Consider the following 26,575-nt stretch of genomic DNA (forward strand, 5'->3'; position numbering starts at 1 on the left):
CGGAATCCCCGCACACGAATTTAGGTTCAAATCACATGGAGATACGAGTCATGCGGCTGCCCGAACAGAAACTCCGGTTTCCGTCCCTGATCATGTGCTGTGGTATGGCCCTGCTTTTGGCCCAATGCCCTGTTGCTTGGGGCGGACAAGAGATCGGCAATCCGTCCCAACTCGTCATGAAACCGGCACAGGTCCAACTCAACGGTGCCCGGGCGACACAGCAACTGCAGGTGTCGGGTATTCTCTCTGAAAACAACGTCCGGGATTTGACGGGGGCTGCCCAGTTCACGTCGTCCAACGAAGCCATCGTCAAAGTCGTTGACGGTGTTGCTCTGCCAGTCGCCAACGGAACGGCGGAAATCACCGCAACCGCTGGCGGACAAACTGCTAAAATCGCCGTCACTGTTGCGGGAATGGAAACCCCTTCACCAGTCAGCTTCAAAAACGGCACCATCGCCGCCCTCTCCAAAGCGGGTTGCAACATGGGGGCCTGCCACGGTTCTCCCTCGGGTAAAGCCGGTTTTCGGTTGTCGTTGCGTGGTTATGATCCCGCCCTCGATATCGTCACGCTTCGCACCGAATTCTTCGGCCGCCGCACCAATGCGATGGCTCCGGAAGAAAGTCTGATTCTCACCAAACCGCTGATGCAAGTTGCCCATGGCGGCGGACGACGACTACGCAAATCTGAACCCGCTTACAAAATCCTCCGCGACTGGATTGGTGAAGGATTGCGGCTCGATCCCGAATCCGCTCCGGAAGTCGTCAAAGTCGAAGTCTTCCCTAGCAAACGCGTCTTCCAACCCGGCAGCGACCGCCAACAACTCCGCGTCGATGCACACTTCAGTGATGGCACCGTCCGCGACGTCACAGCCATTGCCGTGTACAGTTCGTCCAATGAATCGGTCGCCACGGTGGGTGACGCCGGTCTGGTCTCCAAACATACACGGGGCGAGTCCGCCGTGTTGGTCCGCTATTTGGACAAGATGGAGACCTCTTACATCACCTTCCTGGATGACGTCGAAGGGTTTGCCTGGAATAATCCTCCCGAAAACAACTTCGTCGATTCGCTGGTCTTCGCCAAACTGAACCAACTACAAATCCTGCCATCGGAGCTTTGTTCGGATGAGGAATTTCTCCGCCGTGCCTATTTGGATACGACAGGACGGCTCCCCACGATCGAAGAATCGCAAGCTTTCCTCAGCCGTTCGGAGGAAAACAAACGCGCACTACTGATCGACCATTTGTTGGACACCGACGATTTTGCCTCGTACTGGACGCTCAAATGGGGCGACATCCTGCGGTCCAACAGTAAAAAGCTCAACGCCAAAGGCGTGCACAAATTCCGCCGTTGGATTTATGACGCTGTCCGTACCGACAAACCCATTGATCAATTCACGCGGGAACTGCTAACCGCACAGGGAAGCGTTTTTGAGAACCCGCCGGCTAACTATTGGCGGGCCAGCCGCGATCCGTTGGATGCCACCGAAACTACGGCGCAACTTTTCCTCGGCATTCGCATTCAATGTGCCAAATGCCACAACCATCCCTTCGAGAAGTGGACGCAGGACAATTACTACGGCATCGGCGCCGTCTTCGCCCGCGTCGGTCGCAAGACCGGTTTTGAGAAGGACGACGAGATCATCTTCGTCAGCAACTCCGGTGAGGTCAAACAACCTCGGACCGGACAAACCATGAAGCCGCACCTGTTGCTCAAGGGGGACGTCGATGTTCCCGAGGGTCAGGATCGCCGCGAAGTCTTCGCCGAATGGCTGACTGCTGCGGACAATCCCTTCTTCGCCAAGGTGGCCGTCAATCGCATTTGGGGACACCTGATGGGACGAGGCATCGTCGAACCGGTCGATGACTTCCGCGATTCCAATCCCCCCTCGAACGCACCGCTGCTGGACAAGTTGGCCGAAGATTTCATTGCGAATAACTACAGCCGCAAATGGGCGATTCGCACGATCATGAACAGCCGGACCTACCAGCTCAGTTCGCGGAAAAACGATTTCAACGACACCGACGAAATCTACAACTCGCACGCCGGTACCCGCATGCTCAGCGCCGAGCAGTTGCTCGACGCGATTTGCCAAGTGACGTCGGTTCCGGAAAACTTCAAAGGGCTGCCGGTCGGCTTCCGTGCCGTCGAATTGCCCGATCCGCCCACCGATCACTACTTCTTGAAGATCTTCGGCCAACCGCAACGCGAAATGGCCTGTGCCTGCGAACGCAGCAACGAATCGAACCTGTCGCAAGCACTGCAGATGATCAACGGACCGGTCGTGCACAACAAGTTGCGTGACGACAAAGGCCGCATCGCCGCAGCCATCGCCGCCGGCAAAGACAATGCCACGATCATCACCGAGTTGTACCTGGCTGCCCTCAGCCGGCAACCCGCCGAAGAAGAATTGGCCGCCGCCATCAAACATGTCGGTGAAACCAAGGACAAAGAGCGCCGCATGACGTTGGAAGACGTCGGCTGGGCATTGTTGAACTCGAAGGAATTCTTGTTCCAACACTAATTCCCGTCAGCAACCAAAAACGGCCCGCGATTTTTAGTTAGATTCGCGGGCCGTTTTTCATGCTACCGAAGGCAACTACTCATGAAACAATGGGGGATCTACATCGCCGCAGCGATTGCGATCGCCTTGGTGGCAGTTGTGGCGATGCATCCAAGTTATCGCCAACGGCGTATGGTGACGCAGTTACAGCGCGCCCCTTCGGCGGAAGACAAGGCGCGCTTGATCCAAGAAATTATCGACTTGGATCCCACCTCAGCTGATGACATCCTGGAACAGTATGCACTGCAAAATCCCACCGTTGCCATCGACCCTCGGCACATTGTGGGCCTAGTTTCTGATACGACTTCGGGGGATGTCTACGAAGTGGGAGACGGTGTCGCCGGAAGTTTTCGGATCGGAACTCCGGTCCACAAATTTCAAGAAGTTCATTTGCTGCGAAGCACCGAGCGCGTTGCCCGATTTGTACTTCAAGAACGAGAAGGGCTGGCAACACCAAGATATTCCACATACCGCTTTAAGTATGACGGTGGAGCGGGGGCCCGGATATTCGACGACGTGCGTCCCGACGATATCACCCGCTGGCAAGCCGAAGGCATCTGGCCGTTTTAAATTGAAGGCATGCGCTCATGAAACAATGGGGGATCTATATCGCCGCAGCGATTGCTATCACGTTCGTAGCAGTCGTAGCGATGCATCCAAGTTATCGCCAACGGCGTATGGTGACGCAACTGCAGCGCGCCCCGTCGGCGGAAGACAAAGTGCGCTTGATCCAAGAGATCATCGACCTGAGTCCCGCTTCAGCTGGCGACATCCTGGAACAGTATACACAACACGACCCCACCGTTGCCTTCGACCCTTTGCACGTTGTGGGCCTAATCTCTGATACAACATCGGGGAAGGTTCACATAGTCGGAGACGGCATGCTCGCAAGTTCTTTTTCAGTCGGTGACTCGCCTGCCGCTAAGTTCCGAGAAATCCGATTCCTGAAAAGTGATTCCCTTCTCACCCGTTTCATCCTGCTAGAAGTCGAAGGGCTTGCGACGCCTCGATACCGAGAATACCGATTTAGGTATGATGATGGAGAATTAGCAGGTGAAGCTTTCGATAGCGTCAGACCCGATGATATCACCCGCTGGCAAGCCGAAGGCATTTGGCCGTTTTAACACGCGAATTCCAAGGCAAATTCTGCCGACCGCATCGGAAATGGCCCACTCCGCCAGCGTCCACCCCGCCCCCCGGCAAAGCCGGGGGCTAATATGGGGCGTCAAAATTCCCTCAGCCCCCGGCTCTGCCGGGGGGGGGCTTCTGGCCACTGACCACCGGCCACTGACCACCGGCCACTCGACCACTACTTCTCCGCATCCGGCTCCGGCGCGAAGCCGCGCCGCATCGTGTTTTCCGTCACGTTCACCGGCAGCAGGAATTGTTGCAGGTAATCCGGGCCGCCCGTTTTTGAGCCGATGCCTGACATGCGGAAGCCGCCGAAGGGTTGACGGTTGACCATGGCTCCCGTGATGCCGCGGTTCAAATACAAGTTGCCCACGTCAAACCGCTGCCGGACGCGTTTGAGCGTTTCCGGGCTGCGGGAAAAGACGCCGCCGGTTAGGGCGTACCGCGTGCCGTTGGCGATGTCGAGTGCTTGGTCAATATCAGCTGCGCGAATGACCGCTAACACGGGGCCGAAGATTTCTTCCTGGGCCAAGGTCGAATCGGGATCGACATCGCAGAAAATCGTGGGCGGAACGTAATAGCCCGACTCGGCCAAATCACCCAGATCGCATTCGAGCGCGACTTCGATCTCCTCTTCCTTGGCTTCGGAAATCGTTTCTAGGATCCGCTGCTGTGCTTCTTCATCAATCACCGGTCCGACCGCTGTTGCCGGATCAGTCGGATTGCCGATTTTCAAACTCTCCGTCGCACCGACCAACCGTTGCAGAAAATCATCGTAGGCCGCTTCGTGCACAATCACCCGCGAACAGGCGGAGCACTTTTGGCCCGAGTATCCAAAGGCGCTATGCATCACGCCAACGACCGCTTCGTCTAAGTCGGCATCCTCGTCGACGATGATGGCGTTTTTGCCCCCCATTTCCGCAATCACCCGCTTCACGCTTTGTTGCCGGTCGTCAGCCGCCGAAGCTTGTTCGTTGATCGCCAAACCGACTTCTTGTGAACCGGTAAAAGCAATTAGCGAAATATCGGGACTTCCGACCAAGTCCGCCCCAATATCCTCGCCGACACCGGGGAGATAATTGACCACGCCGCGATCAATCCCCACATCCTCAATGATCTCCATCAACTTCGAGGCGATCACAGAGGATTGTTCGGCCGGTTTCATGATCACGGTATTCCCGGCGACGATGGCCGCGGCGGTCATGCCGGTCAAAATGGCCAGCGGAAAATTCCACGGTGCGATGACGGCCACCACGCCGCGCGGCTTGTAGAAATAGGAGTTCTCTTCACCCGGCACGTCGCATTGCTGCGGCTCGGCCAAAGTCCGCATGTGGCCGGCGTAGTAATTGCAAAAGTCGATCGCTTCGGCGACATCGGCATCCGCGTCGGCCCATGGTTTGCCGCATTCGAACACCATCCAGGCGGCCAGTTCAAAACGCCGCTCGCGTATTTTGTCCGCGATCAATTCCACATATTCCGCCCGATAGTTCGCCTCGGTCGCCGCCCACAGGCGAAATGCATCGCGGGCCGCATCGATGGCGTTTAGCACATCGTCGTCGGTTGCTGAGGCGACTTTACCCACCACCTGTGCACTATCGGCGGGATTGCGCGAGATAATCATTTCCCGCGTATCAATCCGCCGTCCGCCGATCACCAACGGATAATCTTCGCCCAATTGCGATTCCACTTCATCGATCGCATGTTGCATGGCGTCGCGGGATTCGGGGCGGCTAAAGTCGGTCAGTGGTTCGTTCACGAATTCCGGCATCGGGATCTCTTCCAGCGGTGGCGCCGCAGCGCCGACATCATCAGGTTTCATCAGCAAATTCTCCACCGAAACGTCTTCCGCAAAACTCGCCCGGAGGAACGAATCGTTTGAGGTGTTTTCTAATAATCGCCGCACCAAATAGGCCATGCCGGGTATCATCTCGCCGAAGGGCGTATAAGCCCGCACGCGATATCCTTGCTCGGCAAACAGCTGCGCCGGCTCGCCGCCCATGCCGTACAGCATCTGAATTTCAAAGGCGTTTTTCGGGATGCCCAACTCTTCGGCCCAGCCGATCGCGTGCGACAAGCTCCGCAAGTTATGGCTGCCGAATGCCGGACGGAGTAACTCGTGATTTTCCATCAACAACCGCGTGCAGCGCTCGAAAGCGGCGTCCGATTGCCACTTTTGTTGATAGACCGGAATCGGCCAATTGGCGGCTTGGGCATGCACCGTTTCGAAATCCCAATACGCCCCCTTGACCAAACGCACCCAAACCGGCGTGCCCCGTTTTTTGGACCACTTGATCAAGTCGGTCAGGTCCCGTTCAGCATCGGGCAAATAGGCCTGAATCACGATTCCCACATCGGAATAGTCGCGGAACTCCGGCTCCATCAGCACCTGTTTGAAGATCTCGATCGTGAGATCCTTATAGGCATAGTGCTCCATATCGACATGCACATAGCCGTGGTTTTCACGGGCCTGTCGCAAAATCGGCCGCAGCCGCTCCTTGACCCCGGCGCTGGTTCCGGCTGGATCGATCGGTTTGAATTGGCTGTACAGGGCGGACAATTTGAGGGAGACATTGATCCGCGGCACCGGTCCCTGCGGGTCGACGTCTATCTTTGAGTTCTCTTGCCACTCATTGACCGTTGGCGCCAAACCGGCAATCAGGTCCAAATAGGCCTGCTGGTACAGTTCCGCTTCGTTCTCGCTGATCACCGCTTCGCCCAGCAAATCGAGCGAAAAGGCGAAACCGCGGCGGCGGAGTTGGCTGACGGAGGTCAATACTTCATCAACCGTCGTCCCGGCGATAAACCGCTCGGCCATCCGCCGCGCATTGCTTCGCGCCCCAAAGGCCAATGCCCGTCCCAGCAACGAATCGGGTTGGCTGACATCGAGCGCCAATCGAACGGTTTTGGGGAAATGTGTGCGGACCTCGTCGAAATACTCCTGCAGATGCCGCGTGATCGATTCCCGCGTGTGCAGCATCGGCAGCACGTCGATGAAGCGGAACATCTGTACCTTCACCGACTCGTCGGACATGGCCCACGAGAGGATACGGTCGTCCCACCACCGCCGCTCAAAAATCGAGGGCGTCCGCCGCTCCAATTGTGCGAATATTTGCCGACCGATCCGTTGCGTCGTCTCTTCGACGGCTTTGCCGGGATCAGTTTTCTTCGTCCTTGCCACGCGTTAAAGGTCTCCGCCAGTTGCACATCGGTGAATTCATACCCTCTGCCGCCCGCCTCCGCGCGCAGATAAGCGCGCCGAGCAAAAGCCTGTTTTAACAAATCCCCGGCAATTTGGTAGCCAGCCGAGTTTTGGTAATTACAGAATGCGGGAGCGATGCCGATTGCTCTGGAGCCAAACGGCTTCAAGTCCCACGTCATTGTGTCATACCGTTTTCATCTCGCTGAACGGTTTGGCTTCGTAGGCTTCTCCGGAGAATTCGGCTAATAGGCGTCGGTCCTTGTTGGTGAGCTTCAAATTTTCGGACAGAACGGCGATGTTGTCATCAATGTCCTGAGGGATCGAGATGCCGATGTTGAGCATCGAAATCCGCTCGTCGTTCAGGACCCATCGAATGGCTGCACCGGGCAATTGGGGGAGGCGGTTGGCGGCGAAGCCGGGGACCACGTTTCCGGAATTGTGACTGAACACGCCTGCGCCCATAACTTTCATGGAGACGATCCCCATACCCAACTCGTGCGCCTTGGCCAAGCAAACGGCCCGATGTTGGAGATTTCGGTGGGACAACATCGTGTCCAATCCACGATTGAAGTAAGCGTAAGCCAGCAGGACCTGATCAAAGCCCCCGGTGGCGACCAGTTTGGCCACTTCCTCAAAGGCAACGTGTGTTGTCAGCCCAATGAACCGTACGAGTCCTTCGTCTTTGAGCTTGAGCAATTGTTCATGGATTTTCATTGCCCCCGCGAATCCCGCTTTTTCAATCGCCGGGCTGTGGATTTGGGCACAATCAACGTAGTCCGTCTGCAATTCTTTCAGCGATTTTTCCAGACTGGCGCGGGTGTGTGTCGGCCGCGGGTCGGCAATTTTTGTGGCGAGATAAACATTCTCGCGAACCCCTTTCAGCCCCTGCCCCATGATCGATTCGCTTTCGGCGTAGACGCGAGCTGTGTCGAAATATCGTACACCGCGGTCGTAGGCATATCGGACCATGGCGACCCGGTCTTCCAACGGCAGCACGCCGACGCCATATTCCTTGTTCCATTGCTTGATCATCGCCGAGCCGCCCATGCCCAAAACCGGCATCTTCCATCCCGTTTTTCCGAAGGCTTTGACGGGCATCGCGGTGGCTTGGTCAGCGGCTTTCCCCTTGTCCGCTGCACAGGCCTGAGACGAAAAAATCCCACCGGACATCGCGGTCGTCGCTCCACCGAGGACCACTCCCGACTTCAGGAATTCACGGCGTTTCAGCTCTCCGTTGGGTGATGGCATTTAGGTGTCTCGTTTCGTCGAATGTGAGTGGAAAAATGGGGTCTCATCCCCCCAGCGGTTCGCAACAAACGCTTGCAAACCGATTATCGGGGCAAAATCCTTCAAAATCAATGCGATTCCGGTGTGCTAGCCGCCTTTACCGCTGCCGTCTGAGCCTTTATTATCTGCCGCATCCCCCCCTGATTTGAGGTTGAGAACTGAGATCGAATGGCTGTATTGCTGCAAATTAGAGACGCTCACAAGAGTTATGGTGAACAGACGCTCCTAGACGGCGCCGAAGCGACGATCATTGACGATGTCAAAGTCGGGTTTGTTGGCCGCAACGGTGCCGGCAAGTCGACGTTGTTGCGGATTCTGCTGGGGGATGAGGAGCTGGACAGCGGCGAAGTCATTCGCCACCCGCAACTCAAACTCGGCTATTTGCGTCAACACGATCCGTTCAAAGCGGGAGAGTCCGCGCTCGATTTTCTGATGCGCGATAGCGAGCAACCCGATTGGAAGTGCGGCGAGGTCGCCGGCGAATTCGAATTGAAGGGCGCCTATCTCGAAGGCCCCGTCAAAGAGCTGTCCGGTGGTTGGCAAACGCGTGTCAAACTCGCCGCGCTGCTGCTGCACGAACCAAATTTGCTGCTGTTGGACGAACCGACAAACTTTCTCGACCTCCGTACGCAGATTTTGTTAGAGCACTTTTTAAGGCATTACAAACAGGCGTGCTTGATCGTCTCGCACGACCGGGCATTTTTGAATGCCACGTGCGCGCACACTCTGGATCTCACCCGCGGCAAGTTGACGATGTATCCCGGGCCGATCAACGCCTATCTCGACATGGTCGAAGAGACCCGGATACGCGACGAACGGACCAACGCCGCTGTGGTCTCCAAGCAAAAACAACTGCAACGCTTTATTGACAAAAATCGCGCCAATGCCAATACGGCGTCCCAAGCGCGCTCCAAGGCCAAACAACTCGAACGGTTGCAGGTTACGGAGATCGAAAGCGAAGAGCCGAACGCATTTATCCGCACGCCGATCGTCGAGCCGCGCAAGGGGGCAGCAATTCGTTGCGAGAAGCTTGCCATCGGATACCCCGACCACACCGTGGCGACGGGAATCAACATCGAGATCGAATATGGTGAGCGGGCGGCGATTGTCGGTGACAACGGCCAAGGTAAAACGACGTTTCTGCGCACACTCGTCGACTCACTCAAACCGCATGCGGGGAGCGTGCGTTGGGGATATCATTGCGACGTGGGTGTCTACGCGCAACACGTTTATACCAGCCTGCCGCCGGAACAAACCGTCCAGCAATATCTGGAATACCACGCGCTCCCCGGTACGCCGCTACAGGCGATTTTGAAAGTCGCCGGCTCGATGTTGTTTCGCGGCGGCGCCGTCAACAAGACGGTTTCGGTGCTTTCAGGGGGCGAACGAGCGCGGCTTTGCATGGCGGGACTGTTGCTCGGCGAACATAACGTGCTCGTGCTGGACGAACCGGGAAACCATCTGGATGTCGACACGATCGAGGCGCTGGCGACGGCGTTGGTCGATTATCAAGGGACGGTCATTTTCACCAGCCATGACCGGCACTTCATGAAACAGGTCGCCACCTGCATCATCGAAGTTCGCGACGGTCATGTGAACAACTATGGCCGGGATTACGAGGCGTATCTGTTCGCGGTGAACAAGGAAATCGACGACGGCGAACGAGAACGCAATGCGTCGATGGCCAAGGCGCTGCCCGGAAAACCGATGAAAGCCGCCGCCAAAACCGCCCGCCGCGATGAACGTAAAATACGCAAAGAGCAATCCAAAACCGAAAAAGCCATCGCCCGACTCGATGACGAGAAGACCTCGTTGAGCAAACAACTGCTCACAGAAACTGATCCAGACGAAGCACTGCGATTGCACAATGAAGTGAAACTGTTGGAAGATAAGCTTGCAGAAGCGGAAGAGCGATGGTGCGAATTGCAAGAAGAACTGGAATCGGCTTTTTAGGAGCGGGCTTGTCTTATGACGCAAGCCGCGTCAAGGTTCCGTCAGCATATGCTTCGGCGCTGTTCGCCGCAGCTTGGCAGCGCCTCGCTAAGGGAAAGTCGTTTTTGACGCCCATGGCATTTTCTTCGTGCAGCGCGTCGACCTTTTCTGCGATAGCGATCAGATCAAACGCTTTCCACTTTGTTTGCAGACGTTGCAACAGATCCAAGCCGAGGCGACTTTGGCGCAGTTGATCGGGGAGCATGGCGGAAAGCGCCACAGCGGCCGCGGGTGACCGGCCCAAGACGGGGTGCCCCAGAATTCGCAAGCCGTAGTGGTGGGTCAGCATGCAACACACTAGTTCATCGGGCAATTTCCAACGACGCGCCAAACAGGCACTGGCGATGGCGTGGTCCCAGCCAAATACCGCTTGCTCAAATTCCGGCAATCCCTGCGTTTGTTGCTCGCGGGTTTGAATGAATTGCATGTATTCAGTCATCAAGTCATTGGTGAGGACCGGCATCAAAAAATCCTGCAACAACGCACCGGAGAACGCGATGTCTTCATCAGTCTTCAACAGCTTAGCAACTTCGCGCGCAAACAAAGCTTTTTGCAGGTTCGCATTCCAGAACGACGATTGATTGATCAGTTTCGATTGCCGTGACTGCACGGCTCCCCGCATGCCAGTGGTGATCACAAAGTTTTTGGTTTGCCGTAAGCCCAGCATCGACATCGCTTGATGCACGGATTTGGCTTTATTGCGTAGGCCGACATAGGTCGAATTCACATGCCGGAGCAACTCAACTGTCAGTCCAGTGTCGGTCTCGACGATCTTTGCCAGCTCCAGTAAGTCGACTTCATCTTGCCCCGCTTTTTCGGTGAATTGCGTCACCGCGTGCGGCAGTGCGGGGAGTTCCAACGTCGGCGGCAATTCAGCCAGCGTAAAACTTCCCAATGACTCGTCAAGAATCGACGACCATGCAATATCCGCCATGAGGAAATCCAACATCTGAAATCGAGGAGAATCAATCAGCCCGCAAGGCACGTTTGGTTGCGTGATGCGGTCCCATGCCAACCCGACTCCGCGCGGCTGGACCAAGTGCGCTGCATCATCGCTGAAAGTATAGTTCACGATCATTGGGGGCTCGCTCGATCACTTAGGGTTTCTATGGGGTCGGACCGTTGAGTAGACGTTATCTTCGATAAAACCGCGCCAGTTGGGTCTCAGCTTTGCGCAAACGCAACTTTAGGTAGGCCTTTACTTCAGCGCAGCAACATCGGCAAGGACCGGAAATCCACAGCCGACCACTTGCGGTCGTTTCTTGAAACAGCGACTTTCGCGACCCGAAAATCGCCCTGATTCGGCCTGAATTCATTTTATGTAGACTATGCCCCGACCTGCCGATGACGTAGAATGAAAGCATCAAAGATACTGCATGCATTGGGCACGCTGTCTCTGTTGTGCAGGTTTGTACCGCGACCAGTTTTAAGGGACTTCGATGTTAACGCTGTTGGGATCAAGTGCGCCGTATTGTGACGGATTGTCGCGCCGCTCGTTTCTACAAATTGGCAGCCTGGCTGTCGGCGGGTTGAGCCTGCCGCAACTCCTCGCCGCCGAAGATGCTGCTGGAACGGGAACGCGCAAGCATTCGGTGATTATGGTCTACCTGACCGGGGGCCTTTCGCACCAAGATACCTTCGACCTCAAGCCCGATGCGCCCGACGGGATTCGCGGCGAGTTCACACCGATTGACAGTAACGTTCCCGGCATTCAAGTGGGGAATCTGTTGCCCAAGACGGCGCAACTGATGGACAAGATCGCAGTAATTCGCTCGATCGTCGGACTCCGCGACGAACATTCCAGCTTTCAAAATGTGACTGGCTTTCCCAAAGGTGAAAGCGAGCGAGACGGCCACCCGAGTTTCGGTTCGATCATCTCCCACGAAGTCGGCTCGGCCGATGGAGTCACGCCCGCGTTCGTCGACCTGTTTCCAACGATGCAGCACCGTCCCTACAACAGTCCCGGTTCGGGAGTCCTAGGCCCTACGCATGCCGGCATCAAAGCCGATGGCGAAGATCTGGCCAGTATGAAGTTGCGGTATATCGAAGGGGGCCGTTTCGACAATCGTCAAAAACTGCTCGCCAGTCTCGATGATTATCGCCGCCAGGTGGACAACGAACAGTTGAGCGGCGTCGATTCGAATTACGAACGGGCCTTCAGCGTTTTGACCTCCAGCAAACTGGTCGACGCGCTCGACGTGGAAAACGAAGACCCACGACTCCGTGAACGATACGGTAAAGGTTCCGCAAAGCACCTGGGCGACGGAGCCCCGATGTGGAACGACCAACTACTGGCCGCCCGCCGACTTGTCGAAGCGGGTGTCCGCTGCGTCACGGTGGCATATGGATTCTGGGATACCCACGGCAATAATTTCGGTCACTTGAAAAAACATCTGCCGCTCTTCGATACAGGTGTCTCGGCGCTCGTGCAAGATATTTATGACCGCGGACTGGATCAAGACGTCTCCGTCGTCGTCTGGGGTGAATTCGGTCGCACACCAAAAATCAACGACAAAGCCGGACGCGATCACTGGGCGCGGGTCAGCCATGCCCTGCTGTCCGGCGGCAATATGCCAACGGGGCAGGTGATCGGTTCGACTGACAAAATCGCCGGCGAAGCGCAAACCCGTCCCGTGCACTACCAAGACGTGTTGGCGACGTTGTATCACAACCTGGGCGTCGAACCGCACCGCTTCATTCGCCGCGCCGGCGGAGCAACCGTACCTATCCTGCCCGGCAGCGCAAGAATCATCTCCGAACTCACCTAGCGGCACGGCCGCTTGGTTCGAGCTGCCGCTCGGTTTGTTTTAGGCCGCTCCCGTTGGTCGCTGCGCAATGATTCTATTTCCCCCTCTCCCTCTGGGAGAGAGCCGGAGTGAGGGATTTCGCACGGGCAAGTGACGATCCCTATCACCAGATCGCCCATACACTTTTGAGTTCTTGCAGTCTGCCACTCGGGCAAGATTTTTACGAGTCGCTTCGGTGGCGTCGAGGAGGTCACATCCTCGCCCATACGACTTCCACATAGCACAGCGACCAACGGGAGCGGCCTATGCACTACGAGCGGGAACTCGCACCTAGCGGCCTCGCCCGATGGATTGCCGTTGACAGTGACGTTGCCGGCAGTAGAATTCCGCTCTAATCGTTGCGTCAGATTCCTCATGGCATTTGAGTCCCATGGCCCGACCCCAGCTTCCCTATCCTACACCCAAGGAACTCGAAGTTCTGCAAGTGCTCTGGGAAGAAGAACCGTGTTCCGTCCGGCAAATGATGGAGCAACTTGGACGACGGCGGCCGCGGGCGTATTCATCCGTGTTGAATTTGTTGAACACGATGACCGACAAGGGTCTGCTGATGCGCAAGGCACATGGTTCGGCCTATCTTTACAAAGCCCGCATTGACCGGGAGCGGACCAACGGCGGACTGGTTAAGGATCTCCTCAACCGCGCTTTCTCCGGTTCCGCTGCATCACTCATCACCCACGCACTTAAGCAGGGTAAGCCCAGCGTTGAAGAATTGGACGCGATAACCCGCGCCATCAAGGACTACCGTGGCGGGCACGGCGTGCGGTGAAGGTTTTAGCTTGGGATGTTCCGTATCATCCGGCCGGGGTTCTAATGGAATCCAGTGACCAGACTGATTTTATTTGACGTTTGTTGCTAAAATGGCAGGTGACGTCGCTCGTAAGCCCGTGGCCTTTATCCCAGGAGGACCGATTCATGTCTACGCACGCCACTCGACGGGACTTTTTACGGGGTGCCTCAGCGACCGGGCTATTAGGATTAACGGGCACGTCGTTTCTCACGCAACTACCGACTGTCTCCGCGGCTGAGGCGAAATTGGATGCTACGGCGGTTCATTTCGGGGCTGCGATTGAACCGACAGTTCGATTGCTGGAAGAGACGCCGCGCGAGCAGTTGTTGGAGAAAGTCGCGGCGAGGATTCACGGCGGGCTCAGTTATCGCGAAGTCCTAGCGGCGCTGTTGTTGGCCGGTGTCCGCAATGTGCAACCGCGGCCATCGGTCGGTTTTAAATTCCATGCTGTGCTCGTGGTTAATTCGGCGCACTTGGCGAGCTTGAACTCTCCCGCTGGGGATCGCTGGTTGCCGATTTTTTGGGCGCTGGACGAATTCAAAGATTCACAGCAACGCGACATCACCGAAGGCGACTGGACGATGGCGGCCGTCAACGAAGCGGCTGTTCCCCCGGCGCACCAAGCCCGTAAAGCGTTCAAGACCGCGATGGACCGTTGGGACGTTGCGGGGGCTGACGCGGCTGTCGCCGCTTTGGCGCGGACCGCCGGCTCGAATCAGGTGTTTGAATTGTTCGCGCACTACGCTGCTCGCGATTTTCGCAGCATCGGACATAAAGCAATCTACGTCGCCAACAGTTGGCGGACGCTGCAGTGTATCGGCTGGCAAAATGCCGAACCGGTGTTGCGGTCGTTAGCGTACGCATTACTCAACCACCACAACGAACCCAATCCCGCTGATAGCGACCTGGCGCCCGATCGACCTTGGCGAACCAACGCGGCACTGGCCGAAACCATCCGTCCCGAATGGACCGGCGGCGAAGTCAATTCGGCAGCGACTACGGACTTGTTAACAGGCTTGCGTAGTGGAACACCCGACGACGTCTGCGATGCTGTTGTACAGATGCTCAATCAGGGAATTGCTCCGCAATCGGTTTACGATGCTTTGCTCGTCGGAGCCGGTGAATTGTTGATCCGCCAACCTGGTATTGTGGCGCTGCATGCAGTCACCTCGACGAATGCGCTACGTTATCTGTTTAGCACCAGCAGCCGCGACAAAACCCGTCGGATGCTACTTTTACAAAATGCCGCGTTCCTGACGCTCTTCCGTGAGGCAATGCGCGGGCGTGGAAAAGTGGGCGATACGCGAATCGATCAACTCCAAGCGGCAGCGCCGCCAAGTGATTCCGCCACTGCACTCGCCCAGATCTTTCAGGAGGTTAGCAGCGATCGCGGCGTGGCGGCTGAGAAAGTTCTCGGTTACCTTGACGCTGATCAACCGGTTAAACCGTTGATCGACGAAGCGCGGCGGCTGATCTTTATGAAAGGCAAGAACGCGCACGATTACAAATTCAGTTCGGCCGTCTTAGAGGATTATTACCATATCTCGCCCGCATGGCGAAATCAATTTTTAGCGTCGAGTGTCTATAACCTGCGCGGATCGGGAGACGCGGACAACACGTTGGTCCAACGGACGCGTGCCGCATTGAGTTCTTGATGATTCCAAGGCAGTAGAAATACAAGTCGACAACCAAGCATTGCGCCACCAATTTCGCTAGCTGTTGAATTCAACCGTCGATGGTCGGTAGGATGCAGTGAGATTAAGCCGTATCACGAGGAGCCAGCTATGATCAAGTTAAAACGCATTTTGGTACCGACCGATTTCAGCGCCTATTCTGAAGAGGCGATGACGTACGCTTGCGCATTTGCCGAGCAATTTAAAGCTGAGTTACATGTGGTACACGTCCTGCAGGATTTAGTTGGAGTTGTACCCGATCCAGGAGTCGCTTTTCCGCCACCGGGCGATTACATGGGCGAATTGCAGACCAGTGCTGAAAAGGCTTTGCTGCAAATACCCGCTCCCGAATGGGCAGCGAAGAACACAGTCGTCCGCGCAACGCGGCAAGGCCCGCCGTTCTTAGAAATCGTTCGCTATGCCAAAGAGCTGGAGATTGATCTGATCGTCCTGGGGACGCACGGTCGCGGCGGCTTAGCGCATGTACTGTTGGGCAGCGTCGCCGAACGAGTCGTCCGCAAGGCCCCCTGCCCTGTCCTGACCGTTCGCCCCGGTGAACACGAATTCGTTATGCCGTAACAGCATCAGGCCATTACACCACTTCCGCCGGGGTTTTACATTGCGGACAAGCGGTTTCGTTTGGCAGTAAACGTTTGCCGCAAGTTCGGCAAACGCGTCCCGATGCATGTTCCGACTCGTTGTTGACCCCTTCGAGGTAATCCTTCACGACAACTTGGCAGCGCGGACAGGCCGACTCGCGGGGCAGCATGTTTCCGCAGCAGGCTGGACATTTTCCCGCAGCCACGGCCAGTTGTGGGTCACGCCGCCACTTAGCGAGGTCGTCTAGCTCGGCCTTGCAGTGCGTGCACCAATGCTCGCGTGGCAGGAACTTGGTTCCACAGACCGGACAGGCCCGCGCAGCGGCAACCGGAGCCGTTTCGTCCGCCGCATCATCGTTTGCAAATGCGACTGTGCTTCCGCAATTCGGGCAGGTTGTCGACGCCGTCTGCCACCCCTCGGGAATATGGATTTGGTGTCCACATTCGCACTCAACCTCTATCGGCACCGTTCACTCCTGTTCGGATCAAAATTCGGGGGGCGCATCATGGGTTCAACTTGACTTGCCCAATCGCAGTGACCTTCGCTTCTGGGCTTCCATCGCGACGGGACAATCGCACCGCTAATTGAGAACCGGTTGAATCTCCGTATAACCAAAATTCATCCACTTGTCCCTGACTGGCGATTCGCAAGATTTTAGCTGGCTCGCTGGCCATTGCCTTGCGTAGTTGCGTAGCAGTCATTTTGAGAACCGGACGTCCTTCTCGCATGGCCCGCTCGATGTCGGATTCGTCCTGATCATCCCTGCCTCGCGGGGCACGCCACTTTCCGTTATGCCGTTGATAGCCCAAACGGCCCAGTTTGGCTTCGATTCGTTCGTTTCCGGGATTGCGCTCAGCAGCAGTCAGTAACAAATCGCTCGCTCGCTCGGGACGATTGAGCATCGTCACATATTCTTCAGACAAATTCAGTAACCCCTCGGTATCCTGTTCGTCCAGTCGATTCCGGCGATGTTCCAACCACGCTTCGACGACTTCTCGCCCTTTATCCGGTTGTTGTTCATCGTCGTAATGCTTCTGCAGGTCCAGAATGTCTGCACGCGACAGTGTGGCCACCTGTTCCGTACGTGCTTTCAGCGATTGATCGCGGTACTCCTGGGCCAAGTCACGAAACTCTGGGATCTCGCGATCGATCAGATCGGCAATTTGAAAACCGTTCTCGAAATTCTTGTCCAGTTGGTCCTGCAAACGGGCCAAAATCAAATCGGACATCAAGATACGATGCAGCAGCGTGCGCTGGGTTGCTGAGGCTCCTTCGTAGGTCGTTCGCGGATCGGCTTTGTACTGTTTTCGTAATTTCGGTTGTGGCTGGCGTAAGGGGATTTCACTGCCGGGCAATTCGGTGGCTGCCTCTGAGATTGCGACTCCCAAATCGGCCACCGAATTCGCTTGATCCCGCATCAAGACAAATGCTTCAAACAACAAATTCTCTCGCAGCGCTGTCGAGAGACCATACGACTCAGCTTTGGCAGCCAGTTTCTTCAGACGAACCGCATCCTTGCCGCGTGCAGCGGCCCGCTCTATCGTAATCCCCTGTGCATAGGCCTCGCGTCCCAGTATGGACATCTTGTCATCCTGATAAAACGTCCCCTGCCCGGTCGCCCAATCGCCCAGTTCGTACCAGCCTTCTAGCGATTTTTCTTTGAGGCTGCGCTTCCGCAATTGGAATTCTTCCTCGTCGCTTGGCAGGGTTTTCACCGCACTGATATAGACCACATAGTGATTCCTCTCCCGCACGACACGACCGTCGATCTGTACTTTCGCCACATCACGGGACAGTTTTTCCATCAGCCGTTTCGACTTAAATCGCACTTCACAGTGCAACAGACCGATTTCCCGGGTGCTGGCCAATGACTTGCGGCCGATCACGCGTACGTCGAGTCCCACGAACTTCTCGAAGACTTTGTTGAATTGCTGTACCGTGAATGATCGTAGCGGCGCCGCTGTTGCGATGTTCGCTGTCCCAATCAGCAGACAACAACAGATGGCAGCGCTTGTTATGACTTGGCGGACGTTCATTTCGCCACTCCCAGCATATCGGCTTGTTGTCGCAAGGTCTTGGTCGACTCTTCATCCAATGCAAAGCCGAGCAGTTCATAAGTCCGCGGATCAGTCCAGAATAGTAAAGAGTCGTCGGCCAAGCGGATTTCCCAAGTTTTGTGTTTCGTGCCGCTCGACTGACAGGATATCACGCGGCCGGCAAATATCACATGCTGCTCCCCTTCCCCGGTGATCCGTTCCGCAAACGATTCGCCGTCGACAACAAAAAACGCCGAGTTGTCTTCCAATAACAGCGGCACTGGAATGCGGACCTTTGCTATAGAATCGTCGTGTCTGACCGTCGTATCGACCACCAGCCATTTGTCACGGTAGGTCAGGTCAAACTGGTTCTCCCAGGAGGTGATCGCCGTTTCGCTACTGGCATCGACCGCCGATGCGACCATGTCGAGCACTGAGGTCGGCAGTAATTCCACAGCCGCGCGGACTTCTAAAAACAATTGATGCAACTGCTGCGATTGAGGATCGCCGCTTCCAAGTATCTGTAACGCCTTGTCGACTTTTATAAACTCTTGGTATGCCGTCGCCAAATCGCCCGCATCCAGTGCCTGTTGCCCCAGTTTGCCCGCCTGCGTGCGCACGACCTCGGCATTCGCAACACTGCGTGAATGCAAGACGGAATAACCGGTCAACAGCAACACCACTAAGATCCCCGCGGCGATGGCGCGAAACGGGGTGATGATTTTGAATCGCCGCTGACGCAAGTCGCGAATACCATGCACATGGTCGACTTCCACCGCTTGGGGCCGATCGGCTCTCTCCGGCGACTGTCTTTTCTCCGGATCCGACGGATCCTCATTCTTCCGCCGTTTTCGTTTCCCTGTTTTGGATGGTTTCCCGCCTAACTTTTCGGGAGCAATCGTAATCGCATCCGCAGGACCGGGGGGCAGGTCGTCGCTCGATGCGGACGGCTCCTCGACAATCTCCACCTCATCCTCGGTTTCGTCGGTCTCCTCGATCACACCGCGAGAACGAATCTCAGGCGGCGGATAGACGCTTTCGGGGAGCACGAACATCTCATGGTTGCAGTCTCCGCAGCGGATACGTTGCTCACGCTCCTGGCGGACGCCATTGATAATCCCTCCGCAAACGCAGACCAACCGGAACGGCTCGGGCGGCAACGGTTCGGGCGTTTTGAAGGCGGCTTTGGCCTTGGTGAGCCATTTAGGCATGTGGTTGCTCGAGTCGCATCGAGATGAACAGAAATATCCGCCAGGGCGGTGGAAAGTCAGTAGCTGGACGGGAAATTCGCTAGAACCAGTTTCAAAACCCAGTTGGGCTTTTTCTCGTTACTTGCAAATCAGAGTCAACGAGAGGCGTCAGAGGGTTTGGGAACGACTTGTAGTGGACGGGTAGTATTTCATTATCGGGCGGAAACGGTGACCGGTCAATCCCGCGGGGAGACCGGTGACATCACATCCACCGCAAATTTCCTTGCTCACGAGGCGGGGATCTGGAAAAACGGGTAAACGGTATTCATCGATTTCGACGGTTCACAACGTAAGGGGGGATAAGAGGCTGCAAACATGGCCCCGAAACGCAACCGCCGTTTCCATCGCAATCGCGTCGACTGTAACGGTTACGCGGGAAAACTACGGGCGGATTTTGGTTCGTTTGGCTGCCGAGGGTGATTTCCCTGTTGTCGGCGAGTCGTTTTGGGAAACTGGTGGGTGTAGGCCCGTCTAATGCGGGGGAAACCCTCACCCCGCACCTCTCTCGGAAGGAGAGGGAGTAAAAAAGTGTGAACACTCGCCCCCTCTCTGAGAGGGTGAGAAAAATGGTGCGAGATATTCTATGGTTTTGTTGATTATTGCCTGTGCAGCTTCGGGGTTTATCATTTCCGCGGTTGTTACGGCTGTGGTGCGGGCGATGGCGCCGAAGTGGGGATTGGTCGATCAACCCGCGGCGCGCAAGGTCCATGAAACGCCGACCGCTCTGGGCGGAGGAATTGGGATTTGGCTGGGGACGGTTTTGCCGTTGGCCGGTGCACAGCTGTTTTTGTCGTCGTCAACCGTCGCGCAGTTACTTCCCGAAGAATTGGCTGCGCATGTCGCCGGGATCGGCGCGCGGAGTGGCCAATTGTGGGCCATCATCGCCTGGGGCACCTTGTTGGCCGTGATGGGGTTGATTGACGACCTCAAAAACCTCCCCTGGGCGCCGCGACTGGCCGTACAACTTATCGCCGCCATCGGTTTGGTCTCGATGGGTGTCCGCGCCACGCTGTTCGCCGATGCGGCTTGGATCGGCGCCATCGTGACCGTGCTGTGGATTTTGGTGCTGACCAATTCCTTCAACTTTTTGGACAACATGGACGGACTGACCTCCGGCATCGGTTTGATTACGTCGGTGATTTTTGCGTTGATCATGCTCACCAGCACCTCCGAACCGCGCTGGTTCGTTGCCGCATTTTTGCTGATTTTGGCGGGGTCGCTCGGCGGGTTTTTGTGCCACAACTTTCCGCCAGCGCGAATTTTTATGGGAGATGCCGGGAGCTATTTCGTCGGCCTGTCGATCGCCAGTATGACTGTCGTCGGTACGTTTTATGAATACGAAAAAACGCCGCCCTACGTGATGTTGGCGCCGCTGTGCGTGTTGGCCATTCCGCTGTACGACTTTTGCTCGGTGATGATCATCCGACTTTCCGAGGGACGCAGTCCGTTTCATGCGGACAAATGTCATTTCTCGCATCGCCTTGTCGAATTAGGCCTCAGCCGCCGCGATGCCGTGCTCACAATTCATCTGGCGACATTGACGACGGGACTAGGGGGGCTGCTACTCTATCAGGTCTCCAATTGGGCGGGGGCATTGATTGTGGTGGCGTTGATCCTCTGTGTCTTGGCTGTGATCGCAATCCTCGAAACAGCCGCTCGCCGCCATCAGAAAAAACTATAAGACGCGCTTTACCAATGACTGGCCCGTGCGGCCGGTCTGGTGGACAATCGCGGTAAGAACTTTATGAGCAAATCTGGGCGCAGCGCCCCTCCACAAACCGAATCGCCGCCCGGCGATGCGCCGACCATCATCGAGACGCTGCTCATTGCGGCCGTCGCGATGTTGCTGGTGTGGCGGCTGTTGTCCCCCACCGAAGGCGCAACACTCGGTTTCGGATTATGGATGGCACAATTCAGTTTTGCTGCGTTAGCGATGTGGTCGGTGGGGTATTGGCGAGGAAAGGTTCGCGGCTTTCAGTTTCACAAAGTCGATATCGCTGTCGCACTGTTCGTCGCCGGGCATCTGATTTCCGGATTTCTGGCGCTCACCGGCGACGCCGATCAACGCGCGACGATCAACATGCTGGCCGAATGGGCCGGTTTGGGCGCGACTTATTTCTTGATGCGGCAGACGTTCACGACTTGGGAATTCCGCCGACAAATCGTGGTCATCATGCTGGCCAGTTCAGCAGCGCTGGCTAGCTATGGCTTGTGGCAACATTATGTTTGGTATCCACAAACAGCGGCCCAATACAACGAGATCCGCGGCAAGCTCGACGAATTGTCGAAACAGCCCACCACCGGAGGCAACGTGGCCGCTTCCTCGCGGTTGAAGCGACAGTTGATCGAAATGGGTGTCCCGACCAGTTCGTTGGAAGGCTCAGGACGCATGGGCTACGAAGCTCGCTTGTTATCGAGCACAGAGCCGTTGGGGCGTTTCGCCTTGGCCAACACCTTCGCCGGCCTGTTGGCCGTCTGGCTAATTGTTTTAGCGGCTGTGTTAGCACAGCGATTTGCGAACTCCACCTCACAGCCCGTGCCTGTGGCCTCTTGGATGTGTGGCATCGGACTGGCGCTGTTGATCGCCGCGTGTCTACTGCTCACGAAAAGTCGCACGGCCTATGTCGGCACGATGGTTGGAGGAGCGGCAATCATTCTATCGATGATCACCGCGCGGACGGCACTTCCACGACATACGTGGCGAATCGTGATTGCGGCGGTGCTAGTGATTGCCGGGTTGGTCGCGGCGATGGTCATGAGCGGGGGTTTGGATCGCTGGGTCGTAGCTGAAACGCGCAAATCCTTGGGCTATCGTCTGGAATACTGGCAAGGAACCTGGGACGTGATCCGCACGCATCCGCTCACTGGGATTGGTCCGGGGAATTTCCGGAACCATTATCTGCAATACAAACGCCCTGAATCGAGCGAGGAAATCTCTGATCCTCACAATGCACTGTTGGACGTATGGGTCAACGGCGGCTTGATTTCCGTTGTCGGTCTCACAGCAATGACGGTCCTGTGCATCGTCGCGATCCGGCAATCCAGCGGCCTGGTCCCCGGCCAACTCTCGGATCCGTCACTTGAACCTGCTAAACAGAAACGAAACTCCCGATCGCAACGCCCCGCTGGTCAGATCATGATTCCCGTTCCCCAGGCGAGTACCTGTGGGGCATTTCTTGCATTTTGTGTGGTTGGTGTGACAGAGTTTTCAGCGGTGACCTGGAGTATTCTGGCCGTTTGGTGTGTGGCAATTCCGCTGGCCGGCAGAGCAATCGGGCCAAATTCTCCGCGGCCAGCCGTTTTTCTCATCGCCGCCGCTACGCTGATGGTCCATCTTTCCGGAGCAGGCGGAATCGCCATGCCGGCGCTCTGCCAGATGCTGTTGCTGTGCGTGGTCATGATCCTGCCGCCTGCAGAACTCTCCCCGTCGGCCCGCTCTCTTCCACGTGCGGCTGGGATGGTCGCTTTGCTGTTGTCACTGGGAATTAGCCTCGCCTGTTGGCAATTTGCCACGGCACCGGTTTCGCGGGCGAGTCAGCTCCTTGCTGAAGGGGACTATCAATTGTGGGAGCGAGGCAATCCGGTCCGGGCACGGCAGGCGTATCTGGCGGCAACTGTGGCCGATCCGTATGCGGGCGAATCATGGCGAAAATTGGCCGAATTGGAGTTTGGGGGGGGCTTGGTAAAAACCGAGGATACTCGGAAAACGGTGCAAAAAGCTACGGAAATGTTACGGAAATCGCTGGAGAAAAACCCACGATCTTGGAACAATTTTCGTATTTTGGGAGAGTATTACCTTCAAGCAAACCTGCGGCTGCAGTCGCCCGAGTTGGCTGGCGAGGCTGTGGTGGCGTTTACGCGCGCAGCTGAGTTGTATCCCAACTCGGCCGAAATCCGAGGACGATTGGCCGAGGCCTTGTCCCGGGACGGGCGTGTGGCGGACGCACAGCAAGAAGCCCAATTCGCACTGCAATTGAACGAAACCACGCAACAGGCAGGGCATATTGACCGCGTATTACCCGAAAAAACGCTGGAATTGTTAAGAAAAATGGCGAATCAGGCGGACGCGCCGGTCCCCCCTACTGAATCTGATTGACCAGGTGGGGTATCAACTTACAATAAACGGGTCATTACACTTTTCTAGTGCGTATGTTCATTTCCGTTATCGCAAGAGACTGAATTCATGAAGGCAAAAGATATTGTCATCGCGATGGTACTGGGCGGGGTCGCACTTGGCGCCGCTGTAGTCGTGAGCAACGCCAGCAGTTGGATGGCCAAAAAAGACGCGGAATCGACTTCCGAAGATGTGGGCATCGATCCCTATTTGGAATCCGTCGGACCGCCTGCCAAAGCCGTGGTCGATGAAACGACGTACGATTTCGACGTCATGGAACGCGGTACTGAAGGCGAGCACGTCTTTAAAGTGTCAAACGACGGCGAAGGGGTCTTGCGCATCATCAAGGGCAAAGCCACCTGCACCTGTACAAAATTCATGCTGAAAGAGGACAAAGATCTCGAACGGGTAGAACTACAGCCGGGTGAATCGATGGACGTGACGGTTGCTTGGAAGGTGAAAGACGGCGCAGAGGAACACTTCAAGTCTGTGGCGCCTTTAAATACGAACGATCCAGACAACAAATACCTGGCCCTCACAATCGTCGGAAAAGTCGCCTATACGATGTTTGTTTACCCGGCCCGGACGTTCATCGCGCCCGATGTTGTCGGCAAAGAACCGGTCCGGATTTCGGGAATCATCGGGTCACGATTATTAGAGGACATCGAACTGGTTTCCGCCGTAACCGATTCGGAATTCGTTCAAGTCGAGTCCCAAAAACTCGAATTTAAGGAGGGCCGAGCCGAAGGCGTCAACGGCAAATGTGGGTATCGCATCGACGCGTTGATTCAACCGGACATTCCTGTCGGCAAATTTAAGGCACCGATCAAGGTCACCTTGAAAGCCCCGGACGGCACGGAATATGTGGAAGAACTATCGGTCGTCACAACACGGACCGGTCCGCTTAAAATTGTCGGAAAGAGCTTTGATGCCCGCACCATGACGCTTGATTTCAAAGGGTTCAATATTGCCGATGGGGTTACTGCCGAATTGAGTATGTTTGTCAGTGTCCCGGATGATACCGATACTTATGACTTCAATGTCATCAAATCCACCAACGAATTTGTGCAGATGAGTATCAAACGCGATACGAACTTTGAGGGAAAATCACTTCAACGATATGTGGTGAAGTTCGAGATCCCACCCGATACCGTAACGACTCCCGAAAACAAAGGACGTGCCGAGTTCATTGTCGAAACCAGTCACCCCGAAATAAAGTCCATCCAGTTTCGTGCAAAGTACCAAGCTTATTGAGCCGACAGAATTTGCCGAGAACGTGGTACGACAACAAACAGCCCTTGGATTTTTTGACTGCTTGCGATAGAAACAGTCAGGCTTGTGGTGTCCAAAGCCGTCGGAAACCAGTGGAGGGTGAGGGATGACTTGGAAACGTTGGCAGACCATGCCGTTGTTGATCGTTGCCAGTGCGGTATGTGCCGCCTGTCTCTCCTCGTGCGGCTCAGATGACGATCCGTCCCAGGGCGACACGACCTCTACGACACCCAAAAAAGACGACAAGCCCAACTATCCCCCGCCCGCACCGATCTTTGAAGGCTGGGAAAAGCCGGAGTTTGTGTTGTGTGTGACGGGCGAGACCCACGGCTATTTAGAACCGTGCGGCTGTTCCGAAACGCAGTCGGGCGGCCTTTCACGGCGAGCGGATCTGTTTCGCCAAATTGATGATAAAGGCTGGTCCCGCGCCGAACTCGACCTGGGAGGTTCGCTCAAACGGACCCGGCGACAAAGCCAAATCAAGTTCGAAGTTTTACTCGATGCGATGCAGCAAATGGGCTATGCCGCGATGGGCTTGGGAACCGAGGAACTTCGCCTGGATGCCGGGTATTTGCTCTCGTTAGATACCGAGGATCAATTGCCATTGCTCGGCGCAAATGTCGTCCTGTTTGGATCCGAAGAACTGACGATGCCCAAACGGCATTTCACGACCGAAGTCGCCGGCAAAACCATTGGCGTGATCTCAATCGTCGGGGATGCCTACCGCAACGAGATCGTACCTCCCGCAAACGACGGCGCCATGCCTGACGTCGACATCATCAATGCTCACGATGCGGTCACCAAACAATTGGCCGCACTGACCGATGAAGACAACGCAGCGCAACCCGATCTGCTCGTGCTGCTTTCGCATGCCCCCCTGGAAGAATCGCGCGCCTTGGCTGAGGCTTTTCCCCAATTCGACGTTGTCGTTTCGGCTGGCGGTTATGAAGATCCCGACAACAAAGCCGAACAAATCGGCGAATCGAAAACGATGTTCATCACCGTGGGCCACAAAGGCAAGCATATCGGTGTCATCGGGTATTATCCCGAAGCGGAGCAGAAGCTGAAATTTGAATTGATCGAGCTCGACAACCAACGTTTTCACGAAACTCCAGCGATGACTGACGTGATGCGGCGCTATCAGGAGCGATTGCATGACGAGCAAATCGTCCAGAACATGAAACCGGTTGCGCATGAGTCGGGAGCACGATTCGTCGGTGTGGATCAGTGCAAAGATTGCCACACCAAAGCATTTTCCAAATGGAGCACCACCCGCCACTCGCATGCCTACGATTCCCTCAGCAAGGGGCGCGAAGGACAAGAAGAGGGTTGGATCTCCCGAGTGCATGACCCCGAATGCTTGGCCTGTCATGTCACCGGTTGGAATCCACAACAGGTCTTTCCTTATGAACGTGGATTCGTGGATGCCGGCTCGACGCCGCAATTAAAAGGCCAACAATGTGAAAACTGCCACGGTCCCGGCAGCATCCACGCTGACCTCGAAAACCAACGGGTCGCCGGCAATTTACCGCCGCAAGATGAGGAATTGATCCGTTGGCGGAAAAACATGCATCTCGATCAGGGGATTGCCGAGAAGCAACTCTGCAATCAATGCCACGACCTCGATAACAGCCCCAAATTCGACTTTGCCGAATACTGGAAAAAAGTCGCCCACCCCGGTCGTGACTGACAGCCGGCTACACACGCACCCTGTTTTAAGCTGCCTTGGTTCCCATGCCTCAACTTGGGGGCCAAGGCATTTTTTACTGCGCGTTTCATCCCTGCACATTCGTAGCTAAGATGGACGGCACTTCCATACATCCACCGGCGCCCCTTCCCTCATCCGCAACGGTCTGATCGGCCCGT

18 protein-coding genes are annotated in these 26,575 nt (G+C 56.0%); 12 read left to right on the forward strand and 6 right to left on the reverse strand.

Going from position 1 to position 26,575, the window contains the following annotated elements; translation table 11 throughout:
* The first annotated feature begins 50 nt into the window (after positions 1-50).
* From CA54_RS14395 to CA54_RS14405, 3 genes are all read left to right on the forward strand, one after another.
* Positions 51-2,522 carry a DUF1553 domain-containing protein gene (locus CA54_RS14395; RefSeq protein ID WP_231963065.1) on the forward strand — a complete coding sequence of 824 codons (2,472 nt, stop codon included), beginning with the start codon at positions 51-53 and terminating at the stop codon, positions 2,520-2,522.
* Positions 2,523-2,603: 81 nt separating this feature from the next.
* The gene (locus CA54_RS14400) at positions 2,604-3,131 is read left to right on the forward strand and encodes a hypothetical protein (protein ID WP_146371423.1); all 528 of its coding nucleotides are present in this window, start codon (positions 2,604-2,606) and stop codon (positions 3,129-3,131) included.
* A 17-nt stretch (positions 3,132-3,148) separates the two neighbouring features.
* Positions 3,149-3,685: a hypothetical protein gene (locus CA54_RS14405; protein WP_146371424.1), complete on the forward strand. Its 537-nt coding sequence runs from the start codon at positions 3,149-3,151 to the stop codon at positions 3,683-3,685.
* 185 nt (positions 3,686-3,870) lie between these two features.
* Here CA54_RS14405 and pruA read toward each other — a convergent pair whose 3' ends face one another.
* Together pruA and CA54_RS14415 are read right to left on the reverse strand one after the other, a co-directional pair.
* A complete protein-coding gene (gene pruA, locus CA54_RS14410) occupies positions 3,871-6,870 on the reverse strand; it encodes an L-glutamate gamma-semialdehyde dehydrogenase (RefSeq protein WP_146371425.1) in 3,000 nt (999 codons plus the stop codon).
* Positions 6,871-7,074: 204 nt separating this feature from the next.
* The gene (locus tag CA54_RS14415; protein WP_146371426.1) at positions 7,075-8,139 is read right to left on the reverse strand and encodes an aldo/keto reductase; all 1,065 of its coding nucleotides are present in this window, start codon (positions 8,137-8,139) and stop codon (positions 7,075-7,077) included.
* 207 nt (positions 8,140-8,346) lie between these two features.
* Between CA54_RS14415 and CA54_RS14420 the strand changes: the two genes are divergently transcribed.
* Positions 8,347-10,131 carry an ABC-F family ATP-binding cassette domain-containing protein gene (locus CA54_RS14420; protein ID WP_146371427.1) on the forward strand — a complete coding sequence of 595 codons (1,785 nt, stop codon included), beginning with the start codon at positions 8,347-8,349 and terminating at the stop codon, positions 10,129-10,131.
* 13 nt (positions 10,132-10,144) lie between these two features.
* On the opposite strand, the gene CA54_RS14425 is transcribed toward CA54_RS14420, so the two are convergent.
* Positions 10,145-11,248, reverse strand: coding sequence for an HDOD domain-containing protein (locus CA54_RS14425; RefSeq protein WP_231963066.1), 1,104 nt, complete (start codon positions 11,246-11,248; stop codon positions 10,145-10,147).
* Between the two features lie 361 nt (positions 11,249-11,609).
* On the opposite strand from CA54_RS14425, the gene CA54_RS14430 reads away from it, so the two are divergent.
* From CA54_RS14430 to CA54_RS14445, 4 genes are all read left to right on the forward strand, one after another.
* Positions 11,610-12,938: a DUF1501 domain-containing protein gene (locus CA54_RS14430; RefSeq protein WP_146371428.1), complete on the forward strand. Its 1,329-nt coding sequence runs from the start codon at positions 11,610-11,612 to the stop codon at positions 12,936-12,938.
* A 409-nt stretch (positions 12,939-13,347) separates the two neighbouring features.
* A complete protein-coding gene (locus CA54_RS14435; protein ID WP_146371429.1) occupies positions 13,348-13,743 on the forward strand; it encodes a BlaI/MecI/CopY family transcriptional regulator in 396 nt (131 codons plus the stop codon).
* A 146-nt stretch (positions 13,744-13,889) separates the two neighbouring features.
* Complete coding sequence (locus tag CA54_RS14440) at positions 13,890-15,419, forward strand: twin-arginine translocation signal domain-containing protein (protein WP_146371430.1); 1,530 nt, start codon at positions 13,890-13,892, stop codon at positions 15,417-15,419.
* A gap of 129 nt (positions 15,420-15,548) precedes the next feature.
* Positions 15,549-16,016, forward strand: coding sequence for a universal stress protein (locus CA54_RS14445; protein WP_146371431.1), 468 nt, complete (start codon positions 15,549-15,551; stop codon positions 16,014-16,016).
* A 13-nt stretch (positions 16,017-16,029) separates the two neighbouring features.
* Here the strand turns inward: CA54_RS14445 and CA54_RS14450 are convergent, their stop codons facing one another.
* The 3 genes from CA54_RS14450 to CA54_RS14460 are packed head-to-tail and all read right to left on the reverse strand — an operon-like array spanning position 16,030 to position 19,284.
* Positions 16,030-16,503: a hypothetical protein gene (locus tag CA54_RS14450; protein ID WP_146371432.1), complete on the reverse strand. Its 474-nt coding sequence runs from the start codon at positions 16,501-16,503 to the stop codon at positions 16,030-16,032.
* 37 nt (positions 16,504-16,540) lie between these two features.
* Entirely contained in the window at positions 16,541-18,073 is a 1,533-nt protein-coding gene (locus CA54_RS14455; RefSeq protein WP_146371433.1) for a hypothetical protein, read from the reverse strand.
* Positions 18,070-19,284: a hypothetical protein gene (locus CA54_RS14460; protein WP_146371434.1), complete on the reverse strand. Its 1,215-nt coding sequence runs from the start codon at positions 19,282-19,284 to the stop codon at positions 18,070-18,072. Before CA54_RS14460 ends, CA54_RS14455 begins: the two co-directional genes overlap by 4 nt.
* 622 nt (positions 19,285-19,906) lie before the next feature.
* Between CA54_RS14460 and CA54_RS14465 the strand changes: the two genes are divergently transcribed.
* The 4 genes from CA54_RS14465 to CA54_RS14480 all read left to right on the forward strand — a co-directional run bounded on the left by CA54_RS14465 (position 19,907) and on the right by CA54_RS14480 (position 26,399).
* The gene (locus CA54_RS14465; RefSeq protein WP_146371435.1) at positions 19,907-21,004 is read left to right on the forward strand and encodes an MraY family glycosyltransferase; all 1,098 of its coding nucleotides are present in this window, start codon (positions 19,907-19,909) and stop codon (positions 21,002-21,004) included.
* Positions 21,005-21,067: 63 nt separating this feature from the next.
* Positions 21,068-23,419: an O-antigen ligase family protein gene (locus CA54_RS14470; protein WP_146371436.1), complete on the forward strand. Its 2,352-nt coding sequence runs from the start codon at positions 21,068-21,070 to the stop codon at positions 23,417-23,419.
* An 87-nt stretch (positions 23,420-23,506) separates the two neighbouring features.
* Positions 23,507-24,691 carry a DUF1573 domain-containing protein gene (locus CA54_RS14475; RefSeq protein WP_146371437.1) on the forward strand — a complete coding sequence of 395 codons (1,185 nt, stop codon included), beginning with the start codon at positions 23,507-23,509 and terminating at the stop codon, positions 24,689-24,691.
* A 124-nt stretch (positions 24,692-24,815) separates the two neighbouring features.
* Positions 24,816-26,399, forward strand: coding sequence for a multiheme c-type cytochrome (locus CA54_RS14480; protein WP_146371438.1), 1,584 nt, complete (start codon positions 24,816-24,818; stop codon positions 26,397-26,399).
* The last annotated feature ends 176 nt before the right edge of the window (positions 26,400-26,575 follow it).

Source organism: Symmachiella macrocystis (assembly GCF_007860075.1).
Taxonomy (GTDB): domain Bacteria; phylum Planctomycetota; class Planctomycetia; order Planctomycetales; family Planctomycetaceae; genus Symmachiella; species Symmachiella macrocystis.